Annotated in this window: 20 protein-coding genes; 12 read left to right on the top strand and 8 right to left on the bottom strand. The window is 75.1% G+C overall.

Annotation, left to right across the window (positions count from 1 at the left end):
- Positions 1-123 precede the first annotated feature (123 nt).
- The 5 genes from NRO40_RS23260 to NRO40_RS23280 are packed head-to-tail and all read left to right on the top strand — an operon-like array spanning position 124 to position 4,706.
- Positions 124-444: a (2Fe-2S)-binding protein gene (locus NRO40_RS23260; protein ID WP_058941433.1), complete on the top strand. Its 321-nt coding sequence runs from the start codon at positions 124-126 to the stop codon at positions 442-444.
- A complete protein-coding gene (locus NRO40_RS23265) occupies positions 428-2,056 on the top strand; it encodes an NAD(P)/FAD-dependent oxidoreductase (protein ID WP_079046935.1) in 1,629 nt (542 codons plus the stop codon). Before NRO40_RS23260 ends, NRO40_RS23265 begins: the two co-directional genes overlap by 17 nt.
- Positions 2,057-2,070: 14 nt before the next feature.
- Positions 2,071-2,964, top strand: coding sequence for a dihydrodipicolinate synthase family protein (locus NRO40_RS23270; protein ID WP_058941432.1), 894 nt, complete (start codon positions 2,071-2,073; stop codon positions 2,962-2,964).
- 18 nt (positions 2,965-2,982) lie between these two features.
- Positions 2,983-3,984, top strand: a complete 1,002-nt coding sequence (locus tag NRO40_RS23275) for a proline racemase family protein (RefSeq protein ID WP_058941431.1) — start codon at positions 2,983-2,985, stop codon at positions 3,982-3,984.
- Between the two features lie 50 nt (positions 3,985-4,034).
- On the top strand, positions 4,035-4,706 hold the full coding sequence (locus tag NRO40_RS23280; protein WP_058941430.1) for a GntR family transcriptional regulator: 672 nt from the start codon (positions 4,035-4,037) through the stop codon (positions 4,704-4,706).
- Positions 4,707-4,762: 56 nt separating this feature from the next.
- Here the strand turns inward: NRO40_RS23280 and NRO40_RS23285 are convergent, their stop codons facing one another.
- The 8 genes from NRO40_RS23285 to NRO40_RS23320 all read right to left on the bottom strand — a co-directional run bounded on the left by NRO40_RS23285 (position 4,763) and on the right by NRO40_RS23320 (position 12,632).
- The gene (locus NRO40_RS23285) at positions 4,763-5,704 is read right to left on the bottom strand and encodes a M56 family metallopeptidase (protein ID WP_058941429.1); all 942 of its coding nucleotides are present in this window, start codon (positions 5,702-5,704) and stop codon (positions 4,763-4,765) included.
- A 3-nt stretch (positions 5,705-5,707) separates the two neighbouring features.
- Complete coding sequence (locus tag NRO40_RS23290; RefSeq protein WP_058941428.1) at positions 5,708-6,103, bottom strand: VOC family protein; 396 nt, start codon at positions 6,101-6,103, stop codon at positions 5,708-5,710.
- Between the two features lie 26 nt (positions 6,104-6,129).
- Complete coding sequence (locus NRO40_RS23295) at positions 6,130-7,656, bottom strand: FAD-dependent oxidoreductase (protein WP_058941427.1); 1,527 nt, start codon at positions 7,654-7,656, stop codon at positions 6,130-6,132.
- Between the two features lie 235 nt (positions 7,657-7,891).
- A complete protein-coding gene (qcrB, locus tag NRO40_RS23300) occupies positions 7,892-9,523 on the bottom strand; it encodes a cytochrome bc1 complex cytochrome b subunit (RefSeq protein WP_058941426.1) in 1,632 nt (543 codons plus the stop codon).
- Between the two features lie 73 nt (positions 9,524-9,596).
- Positions 9,597-10,817 carry an FAD-dependent monooxygenase gene (locus NRO40_RS23305; protein ID WP_058941425.1) on the bottom strand — a complete coding sequence of 407 codons (1,221 nt, stop codon included), beginning with the start codon at positions 10,815-10,817 and terminating at the stop codon, positions 9,597-9,599.
- A 301-nt stretch (positions 10,818-11,118) separates the two neighbouring features.
- Positions 11,119-11,472 carry a DUF3099 domain-containing protein gene (locus NRO40_RS23310; RefSeq protein ID WP_058941424.1) on the bottom strand — a complete coding sequence of 118 codons (354 nt, stop codon included), beginning with the start codon at positions 11,470-11,472 and terminating at the stop codon, positions 11,119-11,121.
- 123 nt (positions 11,473-11,595) lie between these two features.
- Positions 11,596-12,243, bottom strand: coding sequence for an SRPBCC family protein (locus tag NRO40_RS23315; RefSeq protein ID WP_058941423.1), 648 nt, complete (start codon positions 12,241-12,243; stop codon positions 11,596-11,598).
- Positions 12,240-12,632, bottom strand: coding sequence for an ArsR/SmtB family transcription factor (locus NRO40_RS23320; RefSeq protein ID WP_058941422.1), 393 nt, complete (start codon positions 12,630-12,632; stop codon positions 12,240-12,242). The genes NRO40_RS23315 and NRO40_RS23320 overlap by 4 nt, the downstream gene beginning before the upstream one ends.
- A gap of 496 nt (positions 12,633-13,128) precedes the next feature.
- Between NRO40_RS23320 and NRO40_RS23325 the strand changes: the two genes are divergently transcribed.
- The 7 genes from NRO40_RS23325 (at position 13,129) to phzG (ending at position 20,962) form a co-directional block, all read left to right on the top strand.
- The gene (locus tag NRO40_RS23325) at positions 13,129-14,343 is read left to right on the top strand and encodes a ParB N-terminal domain-containing protein (RefSeq protein WP_079046934.1); all 1,215 of its coding nucleotides are present in this window, start codon (positions 13,129-13,131) and stop codon (positions 14,341-14,343) included.
- A gap of 339 nt (positions 14,344-14,682) precedes the next feature.
- Positions 14,683-15,171 (top strand): PhzA/PhzB family protein, encoded by a 489-nt coding sequence (locus NRO40_RS23330; protein ID WP_058941421.1) that lies wholly within the window; start codon positions 14,683-14,685, stop codon positions 15,169-15,171.
- Between the two features lie 110 nt (positions 15,172-15,281).
- The gene (locus NRO40_RS23335) at positions 15,282-16,454 is read left to right on the top strand and encodes a 3-deoxy-7-phosphoheptulonate synthase (RefSeq protein WP_058941420.1); all 1,173 of its coding nucleotides are present in this window, start codon (positions 15,282-15,284) and stop codon (positions 16,452-16,454) included.
- 248 nt (positions 16,455-16,702) lie between these two features.
- Positions 16,703-17,326: an isochorismatase family protein gene (locus NRO40_RS23340; protein ID WP_058941419.1), complete on the top strand. Its 624-nt coding sequence runs from the start codon at positions 16,703-16,705 to the stop codon at positions 17,324-17,326.
- Positions 17,323-19,437: an anthranilate synthase family protein gene (locus tag NRO40_RS23345; protein ID WP_058941418.1), complete on the top strand. Its 2,115-nt coding sequence runs from the start codon at positions 17,323-17,325 to the stop codon at positions 19,435-19,437. The genes NRO40_RS23340 and NRO40_RS23345 overlap by 4 nt, the downstream gene beginning before the upstream one ends.
- Positions 19,437-20,300 (top strand): PhzF family phenazine biosynthesis protein, encoded by an 864-nt coding sequence (locus NRO40_RS23350; RefSeq protein WP_058941417.1) that lies wholly within the window; start codon positions 19,437-19,439, stop codon positions 20,298-20,300. Before NRO40_RS23345 ends, NRO40_RS23350 begins: the two co-directional genes overlap by 1 nt.
- Before the next feature lie 26 nt (positions 20,301-20,326).
- On the top strand, positions 20,327-20,962 hold the full coding sequence (gene phzG / locus NRO40_RS23355) for a phenazine biosynthesis FMN-dependent oxidase PhzG (RefSeq protein ID WP_058941416.1): 636 nt from the start codon (positions 20,327-20,329) through the stop codon (positions 20,960-20,962).
- The last annotated feature ends 64 nt before the right edge of the window (positions 20,963-21,026 follow it).

A 21,026-nucleotide genomic window follows, 5' to 3' on the forward strand; every position in this document is an offset into this window, starting at 1 on the left:
CCGACCCCGCCCGAACCGCACCCGCAGGCCGGTCCGCCCGGACCTCCCCCGCCGGACCTCCCGCCCCGATCCTCCGGTCACCCACAGCGAACCGCCCCCGCGCACCTCCCCAGGAGCCGCCCCATGGCCCGCGCCCCGCGCGACCCGCTCGGCCTCGTCCGCGCCGAGCCCACGGAGCCGTACCCCTTCACCTTCGACGGCCGTCCCCTGACCGCGCTCCCCGGGCAGAGCCTCGCCGCCGCCCTCTGGGCGGCCGGGATCCTGTCGTGGCGCACCACCCGCGGCGCCGGCGCCCCGCGCGGCGCCTTCTGCGGGATCGGCACCTGCCACGACTGCCTCGCCACCGTCAACGGCCGCCCCAACCAGCGCGCCTGCCTCGTGCCGGTACGCCCCGGGGACACCGTCACCACCCAGAAGGGGACCGGCCGTGACACCCCCCGCTGACGTCGCCGTCGTCGGGGCCGGGCCCGCCGGGCTCGCCGCCGCCGTCACCGCCGCCGACCTCGGCCTGCGCGTCACCCTGCTCGACGCGGGCGAGCGGCCGGGCGGCCAGTACTACCGCCACCCCGCGCCCGGCCTCGGCGCCGCCCGCCCGCAGGCCCTCCACCACGGCTGGCGCCGCTTCGCCACCCGGGCCCGCCGCCTGGACGCCCACCGGAGGACCGGCCGGATCACCTGGCTCGCCGCCCACCACGTGTGGACGGTCGTACGTGACACCGACACCGCCTGGCGGCTGCACGCCGTCGCCGGACCCGAGGGCGCGCCGGCCACGGTGACCGCCCGCGCGGTCCTCCTCGCCACCGGCGCGTACGAGCGTCAACTCCCCTTCCCCGGCTGGACCCTGCCCGGCGTCGTGGGCGCGGGCGGCGCCCAGGCCATGCTCAAGTCAGGCCTCGTCCTGCCCGGCACAGGGGCGTCCCCCGCCGGAGCGGAGCCGAGAGCTCGGGGAAGGGTCGTCGTCGCCGGCAGCGGGCCCCTGCTGCTCGCCGTCGCCGGGTCGCTCGCCGCCGCCGGCGCCCGCGTGCCGGCCGTCGTCGAGGCCGCCGACTACACCGCGTACGCCCGCGACCTGCCCACCCTGCTGCGCAACCCCGGCAAGCTCGCCGAGGGCGCCCGTCACGGCGGGGCCCTCCTGCGCGGCGCGACCCGCCTGCTCACCCGGCACGCCGTCACCGCGGCCCACGGCACCGACCGCGTCGAGGCCGTCACCGTCACGCGCCTCGACCGGGCGTGGCGGCCCGTCCCCGGCACCTCCCGCCGCGTCCCGTGCGACGCGCTCGCCGTCGGCCACGGCCTCGTCCCCCAACTGGAACTCGCCACCGGCCTCGGCTGCGCCACCCGTCGCACCGCCGACGGCACGCCCGCGCTCGACCTCGACGCCGACCAGGCCACGTCCGTGCCCGGTGTCTTCGCCGCGGGGGAGACCGGCGGCGTCGGCGGCGCCGATCTCGCCCTCACCGAGGGCGAGATCGCCGCCGCGGCCCTGGCCCACGCCCTGCGCGGTACCCCGCGCGACCCGCGCCGCACCGCCGTCCTCGCCCGGCGCCGGGCCCGCCTGCGCGCCTTCGCCGACGTGATGGCCGCCGCGCACCGCCCCGGCGCCGGCTGGGCCGACCGGCTGGACGGCGCCACGGAGGTCTGCCGCTGCGAGGAGGTGACCGTCGCGCAGGTCCGCGAGGCCGTCACCGAGCTCGGCGCCCGCGACGTCCGCACCGTCAAGCTGCTCACCCGCGCCGGCATGGGCTGGTGCCAGGGCCGCGTCTGCGGCCAGGCCGTCGCCCACCTCGCGGGCGAGCCGCCGGCACCCGACCGGCGCCCGCTGTCCTGCCCCGTACCCCTCGGCCACCTGGCCGCCCTGCCCGACCCGCACGACCCGTCCGCCCCGGCCGTCCCGGACGACCTCTCCGCCCCGGCCGTCCCGGACGACCTCTCCGCCCCGGCCGTCCCGGACGACCTCTCCGCCCTACCCGACCCGCACGACCCGCACGCCCCGAACGACCCGTCCGCCGCGCCCCCGCCGGGGACGGCCGGGCGGGACGAGCACCCCACCACCTGACGAGGAGCCTCCCCATGACCCGCACCAAGCCCTGGCACGGCATCATGGTCGCCACCGCGCTGCCCCTGCGCGACGACCTCTCCGTCGACTACGACGCCTACGCCGCGCACGTCGCCCGCCTGATCGCCGACGGCTGCGACGGCGTCGTCCCCAACGGCTCGCTCGGCGAGTACCAGACCCTCACCGACGACGAGCGCGCCCGCGTCGTCCGCGTCGCCGTCGAGGCGGCCGGCGACGGCGCGCGCGTCATGCCCGGCGTGTCGGCCTACGGCGCCGCCGAGGCCCGCCGCTGGGCCGAGCAGGCCGCCGAGGAGGGGTGCGGCTCCGTCCTCCTCCTGCCCCCCAACGCCTACCGCGCCGACGACGCGACCGTCCGCGCCCACTACGCCGAGGTCGCCCGCGCCGGCGTCCCCGTCGTCGCGTACAACAACCCCCACGACACCAAGGTCGACCTCGGTCCCGGGCTGCTCGCCCGGATGCACGCCGACGGGCACGTCGTCGCCGTGAAGGAGTTCAGCGGCGACGTCCGCCGCGCCTACGAGCTCGCCGAGCTCGCCCCCGAGCTCGACCTCCTCGTCGGCGCCGACGACGTCCTCGTGGAGCTCGCCCTCGCCGGCGCCGTCGGCTGGATCGCCGGCTACCCCAACGCCCTGCCCGGCGCCTGCGCCGCCCTCTACCGGGCGGCCCTCGCCCACGACCTGGACCTCGCCCTGCCGCTCTACCGCTCCCTGCACCCGCTGCTGCGCTGGGACTCCAGGACCGAGTTCGTCCAGGCCATCAAGTTGTCGATGGACATCGCCGGCCGCCCCGGCGGCCCCACCCGCTCGCCGCGCTCCCCGCTCACCGAGGCGCAGGCCGCCGCCGTCCGCGCCGCCACCGAGAAGGCCCTCGCCGAGGGCCTCGACTGACCGCCGGAGGTCCCGCCGATGCGTACCCGACACGTCTTCCACGCCGTCGACTCGCACACCGAGGGCATGCCCACCCGGGTGGTCACCGGCGGTGTCGGGGTCCTCCCCGGCGCCACCATGGCCGAGCGCCGCCGCCACCTCGTGGAGGAGCTCGACCACCTCCGCACCCTGCTGATGTACGAGCCGCGCGGCCACGCCGCGATGAGCGGCGCCCTCCTGCAGCCGCCCACCCGCCCCGACGCCGACTACGGGGTGCTGTACATCGAGGTGTCCGGCGCCCTGCCCATGTGCGGCCACGGCACGATCGGTGTCGCGACCGTGCTCGTCGAGACGGGCATGGTCGCCGTCACCGAACCCGTCACCACCGTCCGGCTGGACACCCCCGCCGGGCTCGTCACGGTGGACGTCCACGTGGAGGACGGCGCCGCGAAGGCCGTCACCCTCACCAACGTCCCCGCGTTCGCCGTCGCCCTCGACCGCGAGGTGGAGGTCCCCGGCCACGGCACGGTCCGCTACGACCTCGCGTACGGCGGGAACTTCTACGCCTTCGTCGACCTCGACCGGCTCGGCCTGCCCTTCGACCGGGCCCGCCGCGACGACCTCCTCGCGGCCGGCCTCGCCGTCATGCGCGCCGTGAACGCCACCGACCGCCCGGTCCACCCGGAGGACCCCGCCATCGGCGGCCTCAAGCACGTGTACCTGGCCGCCCCCGGCTCCGACGCGGCGCACTCGCGGCACGCCATGGCGATCCACCCGGGCTGGTTCGACCGCTCGCCCTGCGGCACCGGCACGTCCGCGCGCATGGCGCAGCTCCACGCGCGCGGCGCGCTGCCGCTCGGCCGGGACTTCGTCAACGAGTCGTTCATCGGCACCCGGTTCACCGGGCGGCTCGTCGGCGAGACCACCGTCGGCGGTCTGCCCGCCGTCGTCCCCACCGTCACGGGACGGGCGTGGATCACCGGCACGGCCCAGTACTTCCTGGACCCCGACGATCCCTTCCCGGCGGGTTTCCTACTCTGAGGTGCCCGCGAAACGAACCCACGCACCACAGCAGCCCCGGAGGTAGACCCATGGGTGGCCATCTGAAGCAACCCCACCTCATCACCGCGCAGGAGCGCCTGCGCGACCAGGTGGCCCACGCCCTGCGCGCCGCCCTCATCTCCGGTGAGCTCCAGCCGGGGCTGGTCTACTCGGCCCCGGCCCTCGCGGCGGACTTCGGCATCTCCGCCACCCCCGTCCGCGAGGCGATGCTCGACCTGGCCCGCGAGGGCCTGGTCGAGCCCGTCCGCAACAAGGGCTTCCGCGTCACCGAGGTCAGCGAGCACGACCTCGACCAGTACACCGAGCTGCGCGCGCTGATCGAGGTGCCGACGGTCGGCGCCGTCACCCGCTCCGCCGCCCCCGAGCACCTGGAGGCCCTGCGGCCGGTCGCCGAGGAGATCGTGGCGTCGGCCCGCGCCCACGACCTCATCGGCTACCTGGACGCCGACCGCCGCTTCCACCTCTCCCTGCTGGCCCTGCACGGCAACGACCGGCTGGTGGAGACCGTCGGCGACCTGCGCAAGCGGTCGCGGCTGTACGGCCTGACCGCGCTGGACGAGCGCGGCATGCTCGTCGCCTCCGCCCGCGAGCACCTGGAGCTCCTCGACCTGATGCTCGCCGGGGACGCCCCGGGGGCGGAGGAGTGCATGGCCCGGCACCTCGGCCACGTGCGGTCCCTGTGGGCGGCGGAGGACCGTTGACCCGCCCGGGCCCCCGGACGGGGCCGGGCCGGGTCCCGGCCCGGCGGTGAGGACCGCTAGCCGTGCAGCGCGCCGAGCCCCGGCAGGAACGTGACCAGCAGGGGCGCCGCGGGGACGAGCGCGGCGGTGACCGTGAGCCGCAGCCGCTGCCAGGGGGTGAGCCTCGGTGCCGCCGTCAGCAGCCGGTCGACGCGCTGCCGCGCCGGCGACAGCGGGGTGGGGCAGGGCCCGAACACGCCGCGGTGCTCGTTCAGTTCGACCAGGGCCAGGGCGATGGCCAGCCGGCCGTGGCGGCGCGACGCGCTGTCGTCGGCGGCCAGTTCCACCAGCCGGTGCACCTCGTCGCGGAAGGTGGTGAAGACCCGTACGCCCGGGAAGCCGTTGGCGAGCGCCCCCGAGCAGTGCAGCAACCAGTCGTGGCGGGCGCGGGCGTGGCCCCGCTCGTGGGCGAGGACGGCGTCCAGCCGGCTGCCGTCCAGCCGCCGCAGCGCTCCGGTGGTGACGACCAGCCGGGGCCGGCCGCCCGGGAGCCACGCCGCGTGCGGGCGCGGGTCCTCCAGCACGGTGAGGCGCGGACCGCCCGCCGCGGCCTCCCCGGGCAGCAGGGGCGCGCGGTGCCGCAGCCCGGCCCGCAGGTGCCGGCGGCGGGCGCGGGCCCCGAGGACCTCGCGGGCGAGCATGGCGGCCGTCCAGGCGCCGCCGACGGCGAGCAGCGAGGCCGTCGCCGCCGCCCACGCGTCACCGGTGCCGAGGCCGTACGCCGCCGGGACGGCGCCGGGGGCGGGGGAGAAGAGGGGGACGCGGACCGTGTGCCAGGCGGCCGCCGCGCTCAGCGTCATCGACAGGGCGCAGCACAGCAGCACCGCCGCCACCACGCACTGCCACACCCACAGCGCGACGACGGGTTCGCGGTCCAGCCACCTGGCGCGGGCGAGGGCGCGGGGCCCGGCGGCGGCGATCAGCACGCCGAGCGCGAGCAGGGCGACGGCGACGGTCATGGCTCAGCGGCCCCGTTCCGTCAGCCCGTACAGGTGTCCGTCACTGCCGGCGATCTGCGCCCACCGGCTGCCCGCCCGCCAGGGCGCCTCCTGCGGCTCCACGACGAACTCCACGCCCCGGGCGCGCAGGTCGGCACAGGTCGCGTCGAGGTCGTCGCAGTCGAACCAGCCGTGCGTCATCCGGCCCGCCCGTGCGTGCAGCACCTCCAGCAGGGCCGGTTCGACGGCGGCGAGCGCCACGCAGGTGTGCGCGTGCGGCGGCCGGACCTCGACCCAGCGCCGGCCGTCCCCGTACGGGACGTCGGCGGCGAGCTCGAAGCCGAGCGTCCGCGTGAGGAAGTCCCGGGTCCGCTCCACGTCGGTGACGTAGAGCACGGCCAGGCGCGGGTTGGTGATCATCGGGGGCCCTTTCCTCGGCGCCGTACTCAGCGGCCGGACAGGTGCGTGGGGGAGGAGCCGGGGACGCGGCTCCTCGGGGGGGCGGCGGTGGACGCGCCCACCGAGGGCGCGGTGGTCAGCGGGGGGCGCCGCCGCCGCACCCCCCGTCCGTGTGTGGTGCTGGGCGCGTCGAACGCCGCGGGGCGCCCGCCGCGCACCGCCGCCGCGACGACCCGGGGGCGCAGGAACACCGCCGGGCCGGCGCGCAGGTGGGCCACTTCGAGCGTGGCGGTGGCGGCGGCCCGGTCGACGGAGGCGGCCAGGGCCACCCGGTCGAGGTAGCGCCGGGCGAGCCGCGCGGCCGGGCCCGGGGGGTCGACGTCGGCGACCGCGCAGGGGAAGGCGAGGTCCGTGGCGGTCGCGGCCCGCCAGGCCCCGGCCACCTGCCGGGCCAGCGCGTGACGGAGCCGGTAGGCGACGCCGACCGTGCTGCCGTGGCTGCGCAGCATGGCGTCGAGGAGGACGGCGCACTGCGCGGCGACGGTCAGCCCCTGCCCGTGGACGGGGTGGAACACGGCCAGCGCGTCGCCCATGACGGCGAACTGGTCGGGCAGGCGACGTGTCCACTCGTAACGCCGCCACCGGTTCTCGGTGCGGTTGGACCGGTAGACCGGCCCGAGGGGCGTGGCGCTCTCCACGACCTCCCGCAGCAGCGGGTGGCGCAGCCGCCCCAGGGCGAGCAGGAAGTCGGCGTGCCCGGACGGGGCGTGGGCCGCCCCGTTCTCGGCGTACGAGACCATCCACTTCCCGCCGGCCAGCGGGGTGAGCGCCCCGTGCCGCGGGTTGTCCGGCGTGGCGGTCAGCAGCAGGCCCTTCCAGTCGTCGACATGGCCGACGGGTGGGGCGTACACCGCCGTGGCGTAGCTCGCGCCCGCGTCGACGACGGACTCCCGGGGCGGTTCGTACCCGAGTTCGCGCAGCCACTGCGGTGTGGCCGAGGCGTATCCGGAGGCGTCCACGACGAACTCGGCGCGCAGCAGCCGCCGCACGCCGGTGGGGCCGGTGTCGTCGCCGGCCCGGCGCAGGACCACACCGGTGACGGTGTCGTTGCGGCCGCCCTCCAGGCCGACCACCTCGTGCTGCTGGAGGAAGCGGACCTTCCGGTCGGCGTGCAGCCGGTTGCGGACCACCGTGTCGAGGACGTCGCGGGAGCCGGTGAGGACGGACAGGCCGCTGTCGAAGCGGGGCAGCCAGCCGCCCGGCCCGTACAGCAGGACGTCCCTCGGCACGCGGACGAGGCTCATGCCCGCGGCGACGAGTTCCCCGGTGACGCCGGGGAAGAGTTGTTCCAGGGCGCGCAGCCCGGTGTCGGTCAGGGTGTGGGTGTGGCGGGACTGGGACACGCCGGGGCGCCACCGCGGGCCGCGCGGCAGTCGGTCGCGTTCGATGACCGTGACGCGGTCCATGTGGTCCACGAGCGCCCGTGCCGCGGTCAGTCCGGCGAATCCGGACCCGATGACCACGGCGTGGCCGTCACCGGTGTCGGGGCCGCGCGAAGTGGGGTCGAGGCTCATGTGCTGGCCCTCCTGGGTGCGTGGGAAGCGTCGGGCTCCGCTCGCGGAAGTGGTCCGGCGCCCCGCGTCGGGGCGCCGGCGGCGCGGGCCGTGCGGGCCGGCGGCCGTGCGGGCGAGGCGGCCTTGGGGGCGAGGCGACCGCGCGGGCCGGTGGCGCCGGTGGTGGCCGCGCCGGCCGCGGCGTCCCGCCGGTCCGGTCGGCGAGGACGCCTCCGGACCGGCGGGAGGGGTGGTGCTAGTGGCCGTGGCCGCTGGTGAGTTCCCGGTACTCCTCCGCGGTCACCTTCGGGATCTGGTTGCCCTCGCCGAAGTAGCCCTTGGAGAGCCTGGCCCGCAGCTTCTCCTTGCGGGTGGGCTTGCGCTCCACGCCGTTCTCGTCGACCACCGGGCCGAGCGCCGCGACCGTGTACTGCTCGTGTGCGGTGAGCCGGTGCAGCTGGGCCTGGCTGAGCGCCTCGTGGACCTCGACGAACTCGCCGTGCGGCAGCCGCTTGATGATGCCCGTCTCACGGCCGTGCAGCACCTTGTCGCGGTCACGGCGCTGGAGGCCCAGGCAGATCCGCTTCGTGACGATGAACACCAGGGGTGGCACCACGAAGAACCCGATCCGTACGAACCAGGTGATCGCGTTGATGGAGAGGTGGAAGTAGGTGGCGATGATGTCGTTGCCGCCGCCGATCATCAGCACGAAGTACCAGCTGATCCACGCCGCGCCGAACGCCGTCCGCGTGGGGACGTTGCGGGGCCGGTCCAGGAGGTGGTGCTCGCGCTTGTCACCGGTCAGCCACGACTCGAAGAACGGGTACACCGCGAGGACGCCCGGCACGATCACGAGCAGCAGCATCGGGATGAGCACGCCGAAGTTGAGGGTGTGCCCGGTCGGCAGCACCCACTCCCAGGCGGGCATCGCCCGGACGGCTCCCTCGGTGAAGCCCATGTACCAGTCGGGCTGCGCGCCGGTCGACACGTGGTCCGGCCGGTAGGGGCCCACCGCCCACACGGGGTTGATGGTGAACGCGCCGGCGATGACCGCGATGACGCCGAAGACCAGGAAGAAGAAGCCGCCGGCCTTCGCCATGTACACCGGCATGAACGGCATGCCGACGACGTTCTTGTTGGTGCGCCCCGCCCCCGCGTACTGCGTGTGCTTGTGATGGAAGACGAGGATCAGGTGGGCCACCACGAGGGCCAGCATGATGCCCGGCAGCAGCAGGATGTGGATCGCGTAGAAGCGGGGGATGATGTCGGTCCCCGGGAACTCCCCGCCGAAGACGAACATCTGGAGGTACGTCCCGACCACCGGCACGGCGAGGATCGCGCCCTCGACGAACCGCACGCCGGTGCCGGAGAGCAGGTCGTCGGGGAGCGAGTAACCGGTGAAGCCGGTGAACATGCCGAGGACGAACAGCAGGAAGCCGAACAGCCAGTTGACCTCGCGCGGCTTGCGGAACGCGCCGGTGAAGAAGACGCGCATCATGTGCACGAACATGCCGGCGAGGAAGATCAGCGCCGCCCAGTGGTGGATCTGCCGGATCAGCAGACCGCCGCGGACGTCGAAGCTGATGTCCAGGGTCGAGGCGTACGCCTCGGTCATCCGCACGCCCTGCATCGGCACGTACGAGCCGTGGTACACGATCTCGTTCATGCTCGGGTGGAAGAAGAGCGTCAGGTACACGCCCGTGAGGATGATGATGATGAAGCTGTAGAGGCAGACCTCGCCCAACATGAAGGACCAGTGGTCCGGGAAGATCTTCCGCATGTTGGTCTTGGCCAGGGAGTAGATCCCCAGCCGTCCGTCCGCCCAGTCGGCGACCCGCTCACCTGCGGGTGCCTTCCCCCGGCGGGGTTGTTCCGTGGTGGTACTCATCCGCGCTCCCAGAAGGTTGTCGACACCGGCCCGCGGCGGGCACCGCGGGGCCGGCAGGGCCGAAGTACACGGGTCAGCCCGAGGCGTTCCGCCGTTCCACCGTCGCCCGGTAGCGGGTGGTCACCGCCACGAGGGTCTCGGTCTTGTCCCGGTCGGGACGCCTCACCATGGCCCGTTCGGCCCGGTCCATGTCCCGGTTGGCCTGCACGATCGCCGTGGTGGCGGGGCGCCGCGCCGCCTCGTAGCGGTCCAGCGCGGTGACCGGGTCACCGTGCGCGGCGAGTTCGGCGGCGAGCGCCGCGGCGTCGAGGACGGCCTGCGAGGCGCCGTTGGCACCGATGGGGTACATCGGGTGGGCGGCGTCGCCGAGCAGCGTCACCCGGCCCTCGCCCCACCGCGGCAGCGGTTCGCGGTCGACCATCGGGTAGCGCAGGATGTGCTCGCTGCGGGCGAGCACCTCGCGCAGGTCGAGCCACGGGAAGTCCCAGTGCGCCAGGTGGGGGAGGACGTCGTCGATCCCGCCCGGCAGGGTCGGGGAGCCGGCGCCGGCCGGGTTCCCGCCCGTCGGGTCCTGGACCAGGCACACCCAGTTGAGCAGGGCCTTGCCCCGCTCCGCGTGCCGGGCCGAGACCGGGTAGGCGACCAGCCGGGTGGCCTGCTCGTCGGAGGCCACGATCATGGTGCGGCCGTCGAGGAAACCGTCCAGCTCGGCCAGTCCCCGCCACATCTGCACCCCGCCGGTGGACAGCGGCGGTCCGTCCGGGTGGAGCCCGGCGCGCACCGCGGAGTGCAGCCCGTCGGCGCCGACGAGCACCGGCGCCTCCAGTACGGGTCCGTCGGCACCGCCCCGGCCCTCGACGCGGGCGCGGACACCGCCGTCGACGTGCTCGAACCCGGTGAGCCTGGCACCGGTGCGCACGGCGTCGGCGCCGAGCCGGTCGCGGACGGCGGCGAGCAGCATCATCTGCAGGTCGCCGCGGTGGATGGAGTACTGCGGGCACGGATGGCCGGCGGCCACGCCGCGCGGCTCGTTCCACAGGGTCGCGCCCAGGTGGTCGACGTAGAGGTGTTCGCGGGTGGCGATGCCGGTGGCCGCCAGCTCGCCGCCGAGGCCGAGTGCGGTGAGTTCGGCGATGGCGGCCGGCTGGATGTTGATGCCGACGCCGAGCGGCCGGATCTCCTCGGCGGCCTCCAGCACGGTCGCGCGGATGCCGCGGGCGTGCAGCGCCAGGGCGGCCGTGAGCCCCCCGATGCCGGCCCCGGCGATCAGTATGTCTGCTGTGGAGGTTGCCATGGTGACGTGTGCGCTCCCTGCGGTTCGGTTCGTGGAACGTGGGGACGGCGGAGCGTCGACATGGGTACGCCCCGCTGAACGGGATCAGCGGGGCGTACCCATGTCGTCCCGTAGCCCTGTGCGCTGGTGAGCCCGGCGTGCGGAAGGAAGAGGTCGTGGTGCGGGCGTGACGGGTGATCCAGGTTAGCAGTCGGGAGATCCTCGGCGCGGGTGTGCAAAGTGCCTAACTCTGCACACCCACAAGGGTGTTGCGTGTCACGCGGGGCCGCAGGACAGTGTCCGTGACGGTGTCCTACGGCGGTCACGGCGCGGTCCGTTCCCGACCCGGCGCGCTCGCGGCGGCCTCGCCCGGCAGCAGTGCGGGGCGGACGGGCGGAACCGGCGCGGTCACCCGGTCGAGGCCCGGCGGGGTCTCCCGGCCGGCGTTGGCCACCACCACCGCGATGTACGGCAGGACCACGCTCAGCACCAGTGCCACCACGGCGACGTACCGCTCCGTGTTCCACAGGGCGGCCGCCACGACGACGGAGACCGTGCGCAGTGACATCGAGATCACGTAACGGCGTTGCCTGCCGCGTACGTCCTCGGCGAGGCCCTGGCGGGCCTGCGTGATCCGAAACACCTGCTTCTGCTTGCCGTTCCGCTTCCGCGACACCGTCTCCCCCGCCCCGACTCGTGCGCCGGGGCCGATTCCCCCGGACCGGATCTCCACGCCACGCTACGCCCGCGGGACCCCGTGTTCGAGGGTCGGCGGGTGGCGTGCAAGTGAGGAAAGTACTCAGTTGCACACCTCCGGTACGACACGGCGGAACGCCGTCTCCACGATGCCGGCGAGGTCGTCGGCGCGGATGCCCCAGACGGCCTGGCTGACGGCGCCCCAGGCACGGCAGCTGCGCAGCGCGTACTCGCGGATCTGCGGCGCGTCCTCGCGCCGCACCGCGTCGACGTCCCGGCCCTGCAGGAAGTGGCCCAGCCCGAGCAGCGTCAGGTCCCAGCCCGCGCCGTTCGCGACCGCGCCGGCAGGTCCGCGCGTGCGCAGCAGCTCGTCGGCGACCTCGGCGCGGGAGGCGTGCCGCAGCTCCAGCAGCGTGCCGCCCGCCGGGTCCTCCGTGAGCCGCACCGCGACCTCGGTGACGGACCCCTGGCCGTACTCCCAGGTCGCGCGCAGCAGCCGCGGCCGGTCGCAGTGCAGCACCCTGCCGCGGGTGTGCTCCGCCACCTGGAAGACGCCCCCGACCCGTAGGTCCCCGCTGACCGGTGCGAGCCAGCGGCGGATCCTGGCCGGATCCGTACAGGCGCTCCACACCTCGTCGACCGGGGCGTCGTAGCTCCTGCGGAGCACGAGCGAGCGCCCCTCGCCCGCTCCCACCGGGCCGTCGCTGATCTCCCGGTGGGCGGCGTTGATCTGGTCGAGGATTCCGCTCACAGCTCTTTCCCGTCGTCCGTCCGCGGCCCGCCGCCATCCGGCGGCGCCACGGCTCCGTCCCCGTCGAGGCGCTCGCGCCGGCCCCGGACGAGTTCGGTACCGAGCGCGTCGAGGCGCTGCTCCCAGAACCGGCGGAAGTGGCCGAGCCAGTCGTCGACCTCCCGCAGGCGGTCGGGGGACACGGCGTAACGGCGGCGCGTGCCCTCGGGGTTCACGGTGGCGAAACCGGTCTCCCGCAGGACCCGCAGGTGGTGGGAGACGGCGGGCTGGGAGATGCCGAACTCCCCGCGGATGGCCGTGCCGAGCTCCCCGGCCGACTGCTCGTCCCAGGCCAGCAGCTCCAGGATGCGCCGTCGCACCGGGTCGGCGAGGACCTCGAAGGCGTGCACGGCCTCAAAATATTGGCCGCCGCTTATGTAAGAGAAGGTTGAATCAAGACAAGTCGCCGACCGCCCGGACCCCGGCACTCCGGGCTCCCCGGCCCTCCGGGCCGCCCGGAGGGCCCGGGAACGTCCGGTGATCGACGTTTTTCCCGGCGCACCCCACCCGCCCGACCAGCGGGGGCGGGTGAACCGGACGGTAGGAAGAGGGATTGTGACCGCGAAGGTCCTTGACTAGCGTTCTCGCGTGAAGTCAACGACGTGACTGACGAGCCTGACGAGACCGACGAGCCCACGGGGGGGCGACGCGTGCCGACCGTCGGTCGACGCATGCGGCTTCGGCGACGGTTCACCACCCGGTACACCTGCCGGCAGGAGCGGGTTCCGGGCGCCGTACCGCCGGCGAGGCGAGCACACCTCCGTGGAACAGAGCACCCCACCGTCCGAGCCGCCCGGGCAGAGCCCGAGCGCGCAGTCGAGGGAACCACCGAGGAAGTTGCCGCCCGTGACACTCCACCACGCACTCCCGCCGGACCGGATCGCGGAGAACCCCCTCCTCGACGCGCCCGAGCGGCTCCGCGACCTGCCCTGCGAGATCGTCTCCATCGACGAGCTCATGCCGTCGCTCGCTCCGCGCGAACAGCGCGAGGACCCGGCCCACGTCCGCCTCCTCGCGGAGACCGGCGGAACCTGCGACCCGCTGCTCGTGCACCGCGCCACCATGCGGGTGATCGACGGTGCGCACCGGTTACGCGCCGCCGTCATGCGGGGCCGGACGGCGGTCGAGGTCCAGTTCTTCGACGGTACCGAGGAGGACGCCTTCGTCCTCGCCGTCCAACTCAACGTCCGGCACGGACTGCCGCTCACCCTCGACGAGCGCAAGGCCGCCGCCGCCCGCGTCATCCGCTCCCACCCGCACTGGTCGGACCGCGTCCTGGCGCAGCGCACCGGCCTCAGCCCCAAGACCGTGGCCAAGGTCCGCGCACGGGCGGGGGAGTACGACGGGGGGCCCGCCCGGCGCGTCGGCGGCGACGGGAGGGTACGGCCCCTCAGCAGCATCGAGGGGCGGCGCAGCGCCGCCGTCCTGCTCGCCGAGCACCCGGGGATGTCCCTGCGCGAGGTGGCCCGCAGGACGGGCCTGGCGGTGGGGACGGTACGGGACGTCAGGGAACGCCTCGTCAAGGGCCGCGACATCGTGCCCGACCGGTTGCGCGGCCCGGAGGAACGGCGCGGGGACGCCACGCCGCCACCGGCCTCGACGCCCCCCGGCGCGGCCCCGCCCGGCGGTGCCGCGCCGGGCGGAAGGCCGTCCGGCGCGGCCCCGCCCGGTGGTGCCGGACCCGCCGGCGTGCCGGCCGGCGGCTCGTCCGTCGGTACGCCCCCGACGGCCGTACCGAGAACCGGCCCGCGGACGGCGGTGGCGCGGCCACCGGCCGACCAGACGGGCCGGGCGCGGGGCGAGGCCCGCGGCGCCCCGTTCGACCCCACCACCGCCGTGCGCAAGCTCGCGCGGGACCCGGCGCTGCGCGCGACCGAGTCCGGCCGGCAGCTGCTGCGGATGCTCCTGGCGACCGAGCTGGCCCAACCCCGGTGGGAGGAGATCGCCGAGGCGGTCCCCGCCCACTGCGTGCCGCTCGTCCGCGAGGTGCTCCTCAGGCGCTGCGAAGAGCTGAGGAAACTCGCCGAGTCGGTGCCCACCGACCCGGATTCCCCACGGTGAGCCCTTTCGCATTTCCGCGCGGCAGTTGAACCCCGGGAAATCCGGTTCATGTGCGCAACCGCAGCCTTGACACGCACGGGGCGTTCGTAAAAGCTAAGGGCCGTAGCGGCTCGGGAAGCCGCCTCGGGGGATTGCAGAAAAGCGTCGACGATCCGAACGGCGGGCGGGCCGGGAAACGGCCCGCCGTCATTCGGCCCGCCGCATTTCCCGCCGCGATCGCGGTCGTGGGTCGGAATGCCGTGGGCCGTGTTCCGCGTGCCGCCGGCGCGCGCACCCCACGAGGCGTTCCCGCCCGTGCTCCTTCCCGCCACACCAGCCACGTGCAGTCGGAGGCCAGTCATGTCCAGCAGTGCTCACTTCCCGGGGACCGCCGAGGACGCGGAGCTCAGGAAGGTCAACCGGGCCACGGTCGAGACCTACATGAACACCCGGGGTGAGGACCGCCTGCGGCGTCACCTGCTCTTCACGGAGGACGGCGTCGGCGGCCTGTGGACCAACGACACCGGACAGCCGATCGCCATCCGCGGCCGCGACCGCCTCGGTGAGCACGCGGTCTGGTCGCTGAAGTGCTTCCCGGACTGGGAATGGACGAACATCGAGATCTTCGAGACACAGGACCCGAACTTCTTCTGGGTCGAGTGCGACGGAGTCGGCGCCATTCGCTTCCCCGGTTATCCCGAGGGGCGTTACGAGAACCATTTCCTGCACTCCTTCCTTCTGGAGAACGGGAAGATCAGGCTGCAGCGGGAGTTCATGAACCCGTTCGAGCAGCTGCGCGCCCTCGGAATTCCCGTACCCGAGATCAAGCGTGAGGGAATTCCGACCTGACGGCGGTACGCCCGCCCCGCGGCGCACCGCCGCCGCGCACACCGCGCACCACCGCGCACCGCCGACGAGAACCCGCCCACCAGTCGCCCGCCCTCGACCGATGGAGAACCGTGGACCACGTCATGCCCGAGATCGGGACGGCCACCGCGCCGCAGCAGCCCGAGTGGAGCGACACCGGCCAGGTCGAACGCGTCGGCGAGGTGCTGGCGTCCCGCCCCCCGCTCGTCCGCGAGGCGGACGTGCGCACCCTGCGCGCGCTCCTCGCGGACGTGGCGGAGGGCCGGATCCTCGTCGTGCAGGCCGGCGACTGCGCCGAGGACCCCGAGGAGTGCACCCCGCGGCACGTCGCCCGCAAGAGCGCCGCGCTCGACATCATGGCCGGGGCGCTGCGGATGCGCGCCCACGCGCCGGTGCTCCGCGTGGGCCGCATCGGCGGCCAGTTCGCCAAACCGCGCTCCAACGGCACGGAACGCGTCGGCGGCCTCACCCTGCCGGTCTTCCGCGGCCACATGGTGAACGGCCCCGAGCCGACGGCGGACGGCCGGCGGCCCGACCCGCTGCGCATCCTCACCGGGTACATGGCGGCGAGCGACATCATGGACCACCTCGGCTGGCGCGGCCCGGCCGGCCGCCCCGCGGCCGACCCGCCCGTGTGGACCAGCCACGAGGCACTGCTCCTCGCCTACGAGATGCCCATGCTCCGGCGCGGCGCCGCCGGGACGCTGTACCTGGGCTCCACGCACTGGCCGTGGATCGGGGAGCGGACCCGCCGCGCGGACGGCCCGCACGTCGCCCTCCTCGCCGCGGTGGCCAACCCCGTCGCGTGCAAGATCGGCCCGTCGACGTCACCGGACGAACTCGCCGCCCTGTGCGAGCGGTTGGACCCGGAACGCGAGCCGGGCCGCCTCACCCTCATCGCACGGATGGGCGCCGACCTCGCCGCCGACCGGCTGCCGCGGCTCGTCGAGACCGTCAGGGCGGCGGGGCACCCGGCACTGTGGCTCTGCGACCCGATGCACGGCAACACCGTCACGACCCCGGAGGGCCGCAAGACCCGCCTCGTCGAGGCCCTCCGGCGGGAGGTGCGCGACTTCGTCGGCGCGGTACGGGCCGCCGGCGGCGTCCCCGCCGGACTGCACCTGGAGACGACCCCCGACGACGTCACCGAGTGCGCGGCCGACACGGCGGACCTCGCCCGGGTCGGTGACCGGTACACCTCCCACTGCGACCCGCGGCTCACGGTCGAGCAGGCGACCTCGGTGATCTCGGCTTGGGACGCCTGACGCCTGACGCCTGACGCCTGACGCCTGACGCCTGACGCCTACGCCGAACCCGACCCGACGCGACGCGACGGTGCCGCCACCCGGCGACACGATCGGGCGCCCGGCCCCGGGGTCCGATCGGGCGCACCGACCCGACGCACCCCGGACCCCCGGGCCCCCCCGGGCGCCGCACCCCCGGCCTTGCCCGGACCTCTTCAGGCGACCCCTCCAGGCGACCCCTCCGCGCGATCCGACCAGGAGAGAAGACCATGCCCGGTATCCCGGCCATCGAGCCCTACCCCCTGCCCACGGCGGGCGAACTCCCGGCCAACACCGCCCGCTGGACGCTCGACCCCGCCCGCGCCGTCGTCCTCGTCCACGACATGCAGCGGTACTTCCTCGCGCCCCTGCCGGCCACCCTGCGCGCCGAGGTGGTGGCGAACGCCGCCCAGGTCCGCGAACGCGCCGCCGCCCTCGGCGTCCCGGTCGCCTACACCGCCCAGCGCGGCGACATGAGCGACGAGGTGCGCGGTCTGCTGAAGGACTTCTGGGGGCCCGGCATGCGCGCCACCCCCGAGGACCGCCGGGTCGTCGACGCGCTCGCGCCCGCCCCCGGCGACTGGATGCTCGACAAGCTCCGCTACAGCGCCTTCTTCCGCTCCGGCCTGCTGGAGCGCATGCGCGCGGAAGGCCGCGACCAGCTCGTCCTGTGCGGCGTGTACGCGCACGTCGGCGTCCTCATGACGGCCGTCGACGCCTTCACCCACGACATCCGCACGTTCCTCGTCGGGGACGCCGTCGCCGACTTCGACGCCGCCCACCACCGGATGGCGCTCACCTACGCCGCCGGCCGCTGCGCGGTGGTCCTCGCCTCGAAGGAGGTGTTCGCGTGACCGGCCCGCACGCCGCGCCACCGTCGCGGCCGACCACCGCCGAACTGCTCGACGCCGTCCTCGGGGAGCGGCCCCCCGCCTTCGCCCTGCTCCACCGGCCGGAGGCGAACGGTCCGGGGATCCTGGACGTCCTCGTCGGTGACGTCACCCCCCTGGCCGACCTGGCCCACATCCCGCTCCCGGACTCCGACTCCGACTCGGGCCCCGGTCCCGCCCCCGGCCCCGGCGGCACGGAGTCGGCGCAGGCCGGGCCGCGCCACGACGTGCTCGTCCTCGTCCCGTACCGGCAGATCCGCGAACGCGGCTTCGACTGCGTCGACGACGGCGCTCCGCTGCTCGCGATGACGGTCCGCGACCAGCGGACGGTGCCGACCGCCGAGGTCCTCGACCGCTTCCCGGACGCGCCCGTGACCGTCTCCGGCGGCCACTTCGACGTGGCCGACGACGACTACGCCGAGACCGTGCGCCGGGTGGTCAAGGAGGAGATCGGCGAGGGCGAGGGCGCCAACTTCGTCATCAAGCGGTCCTTCGTCACCGACATCGACGACTACACGCCCCGCAGCGCCCTGACGTTCTTCCGGCGCCTGCTGGAAGTGGAGATCAACGCGTACTGGACGTTCGTCGTCCACACCGGCACGCGGACGTTCGTCGGCGCCACCCCGGAGCGCCACCTCACCCTGTCCGGCGGCGTCGCCACGATGAACCCCATCAGCGGCACCTACCGCTACCCGCCGTCCGGACCGACCCTGCCCGGGGTGATGGACTTCCTCGCCGACCGCAAGGAGTCCGACGAGCTCTACATGGTCCTCGACGAGGAGCTCAAGATGATGGCGCGCATCTGCGAGCCGGGGGTCCGCGTCGTCGGGCCGCGGCTCAAGGAGATGGCGCGGCTCGCCCACACCGAGTACGTCATCGAGGGGGCCTGCGACGGCGACGTCCGGGACGCGCTCCGCGAGACGATGTTCGCGCCCACCGTCACGGGCAGCCCCCTGGAGAGCGCCTGCCGGGTCATCGGGCGGCACGAGCCGGGCGGCCGCGGCTACTACAGCGGTGTCCTCGCCCTCGTCGGCCGTGACGCGGCGGACCGCCGCACCCTCGACTCGGCGATCCTCATCCGCACCGCCGACATCGACGCGACCGGCCGGGCCCGCATCGGCGTCGGCGCCACCCTCGTCCGCCACTCCGACCCGCTCTCCGAGGTCGCCGAGACCCGCGCCAAGGTCTCCGGGCTCCTCGCCGCGCTGTCCGGCGGCGGTCCGGCCCGGCTCGCCGACCACCCGGACGTCCGCGGCGCGCTGGAGCGGCGCAACGCCACCATCGCCGCCTTCTGGCTCGGCACGGACACGACCGCCGGCACGGCCCCCGAGGACGCCGCGCCCGCGCCCACCGCCGTCCCCTCGCCCACCGCCGTCCCCTCGCCCACCGCCGTCCCCTCGCCCACCGCCGTCCCCTCGCCCCGAGCCGCCGCCACCCCCGCCGCCGGGCCCGCCACGGGGTCCGCCGCCACCGGCCCGGTACGCCACGCGGCCCGCCTCGTCGGCCGCAAGACGCTCGTCGTCGACGCCGAGGACACCTTCACCTCGATGCTCGACCACCAACTCCGCACGCTGGGCACGGCGGTGACGGTGTGCCGCTGGGACGCGGTCCCGCCGCTCGACGGGTACGACCTCGTCGTCCTCGGCCCCGGCCCGGGCGACCCGCGCGCCGCCGGCCACCCGAAGATCGCCGCCCTGGACGCCGCGGCCGGGGCGCTGCTCGCGTCGCGGCGCCCGTTCCTCGCGGTCTGCCTCAGCCACCAGGTCCTCGCCACCCGCCTCGGCTTCCCGATCCGCCGCCGCGCCACGCCCAACCAGGGCCTGCAGAAGCGGATCGACCTGTTCGGCACGGCCGAGCGCGTCGGGTTCTACAACACCTTCGCCGCGCGCGCCGAGGCGGAGACTCGGCAGGTCGACGGCGTCGGTCCGGTACAGGTCTGCCGCGACCCCGAGACCGGCGAGGTCCACGCGCTGCGCGGGCCGCGCTTCTCCTCGATCCAGTTCCACGCGGAGTCGGTGCTCACCCAGAACGGGCCGCGCATCCTCGGCTCCCTCATCGAAAGGGCGATGACCTGATGACGGCTGCCGGCGTGCTCGGCACGACCCACCGGTACGTGGTGATCGACGCGTTCACCGACACCCCCCTGCGGGGCAACCCCGTCGCCGTCTTCTTCGACGCCGATGACATCCCCGCCGAGCGGATGCAGAGCATCGCCCAGGAGATGAACCTCTCCGAGGTGACCTTCGTCCTCGCGCCGAAGCGGGGCGGTGACGCCCACATCCGCATCTTCACCCCCGTCAACGAACTGCCGTTCGCCGGTCATCCGCTCCTCGGCACCGCCGTCGCGCTCGGCGAGACCCACCCGGGGGACCGGCTCCGCCTGGAGACGGCGATGGGCGTCATCGCCTTCGAGCTGGAGCGGCCCGCCGGGGGAGCGCTGACGGCCCGGATGGAGCAGCCGATCCCCACCTGGCGGGAGTTCGACCGTACCGACGAGCTGCTGGCCGCCCTCGGCGTGCCCGTGCCGGAGCTGCCCGTCGAGATCTACACCAACGGCCCGCGGCACGTCTTCGTCGGGCTGGGGAGCGTCGAGGCGCTGTCGCGCGTCGACCCCGACCACCGGGCGCTGGCCGCCTTCCCGGACATGGCGACCAACTGCTTCGCCGGCTCGGGGACGACCTGGCGCACCCGGATGTTCTCCCCGGCCTACGGCGTCACCGAGGACGCCGCGACCGGCTCGGCGGCGGGCCCGCTCGCCGTCCACCTCGCCCGCCACGGCCGCGCCGGGTACGGCCGGTGGATCGACGTCCACCAGGGCGTCGAGATGGGCCGGCACGCGCTGATGCGCGCCCTCGCGGAGGGCGAGGGCGACCGCGTGACCTCGGTGCGCGTCGCCGGGGCCGGCGTGCCCTTCGCACGCGGCACGATCCACGTCTGACCGACCACCGTCGCCCTGGGGGAGAAGTGAGCAGCCAGTTCGAGAGCCTGACCGGAGCGGTCGACGACCCGTTCCCGGAGTACGACGCGCCGCCCGGCGAGCCGATGGGGCTGGTGCGGGCGTGGGTGTCCGGTGCCGTGGAGGCGGGGGTGCGCGAGCCGCTCGCCCTCGCCCTCGCCACGGCCGACGCCCGGGGCCGCGCCTCCAACCGGACCGTCGCCGTCCTCGACGTCTCCGCCGAGGGCCTGCTCTTCACCAGCCACAGCACCAGCCGCAAGGGCCGCGAGATCGCCGGGACGGGGTGGGCGTCGGGGCTCTTCTACTGGCGCGAGACGGGCCGCCAGCTGATCGTCTCCGGCCCGGTGGACGTCCTGGACGGCGCGGAGGCGGACCGGCTGTGGGCGGCGCGGGCCGTACCGCTGCACGCGATGACGACGGCGTCCCGGCAGAGCGACCCGCTCACCGACGTCGAGGGTCTGCGCCGGGAGGCGGACCGGCTGGCCGCGGGCGGCTCGCCGCTGCCGCGGCCCGAGCGGTTCGTCGGGTACCGGCTGCGGCCGGAAGCGGTCGAGTTCTGGTGCGCCGCCGCCGACCGGCTGCACCGGCGGCTGCGCTACGACAGCGCCCCGGCCGGCTGGCGGGCCGTACGGCTCCAGCCGTGAACGTCCCCGGCCCGCGGACGGCCGGCGCACGGGCCACCGCGGGAGGCGCGCACCGCCCGCGCGG

Source organism: Streptomyces changanensis, assembly GCF_024600715.1.
GTDB lineage: Bacteria > Actinomycetota > Actinomycetes > Streptomycetales > Streptomycetaceae > Streptomyces > Streptomyces changanensis.

What these genes read in the sequence shown, in the direction of transcription:
- NRO40_RS23275 (WP_058941431.1), top strand. Translation starts at nt 2,983, where the DNA reads ATGCGTACCCGACACGTCTTCCACGCCGTCGACTCGCACACCGAGGGC.
- NRO40_RS23285 (WP_058941429.1), bottom strand. Translation starts at nt 5,704, where the DNA reads ATGACCGTCGCCGTCGCCCTGCTCGCGCTCGGCGTGCTGATCGCCGCC.
- NRO40_RS23290 (WP_058941428.1), bottom strand. Translation starts at nt 6,103, where the DNA reads ATGATCACCAACCCGCGCCTGGCCGTGCTCTACGTCACCGACGTGGAG.
- NRO40_RS23330 (WP_058941421.1), top strand. Translation starts at nt 14,683, where the DNA reads ATGTCCAGCAGTGCTCACTTCCCGGGGACCGCCGAGGACGCGGAGCTC.
- NRO40_RS23295 (WP_058941427.1), bottom strand. Translation starts at nt 7,656, where the DNA reads ATGAGCCTCGACCCCACTTCGCGCGGCCCCGACACCGGTGACGGCCAC.
- NRO40_RS23350 (WP_058941417.1), top strand. Translation starts at nt 19,437, where the DNA reads ATGACGGCTGCCGGCGTGCTCGGCACGACCCACCGGTACGTGGTGATC.
- NRO40_RS23305 (WP_058941425.1), bottom strand. Translation starts at nt 10,817, where the DNA reads ATGGCAACCTCCACAGCAGACATACTGATCGCCGGGGCCGGCATCGGG.
- NRO40_RS23280 (WP_058941430.1), top strand. Translation starts at nt 4,035, where the DNA reads ATGGGTGGCCATCTGAAGCAACCCCACCTCATCACCGCGCAGGAGCGC.
- NRO40_RS23340 (WP_058941419.1), top strand. Translation starts at nt 16,703, where the DNA reads ATGCCCGGTATCCCGGCCATCGAGCCCTACCCCCTGCCCACGGCGGGC.
- NRO40_RS23270 (WP_058941432.1), top strand. Translation starts at nt 2,071, where the DNA reads ATGACCCGCACCAAGCCCTGGCACGGCATCATGGTCGCCACCGCGCTG.
- NRO40_RS23260 (WP_058941433.1), top strand. Translation starts at nt 124, where the DNA reads ATGGCCCGCGCCCCGCGCGACCCGCTCGGCCTCGTCCGCGCCGAGCCC.
- qcrB (WP_058941426.1), bottom strand. Translation starts at nt 9,523, where the DNA reads ATGAGTACCACCACGGAACAACCCCGCCGGGGGAAGGCACCCGCAGGT.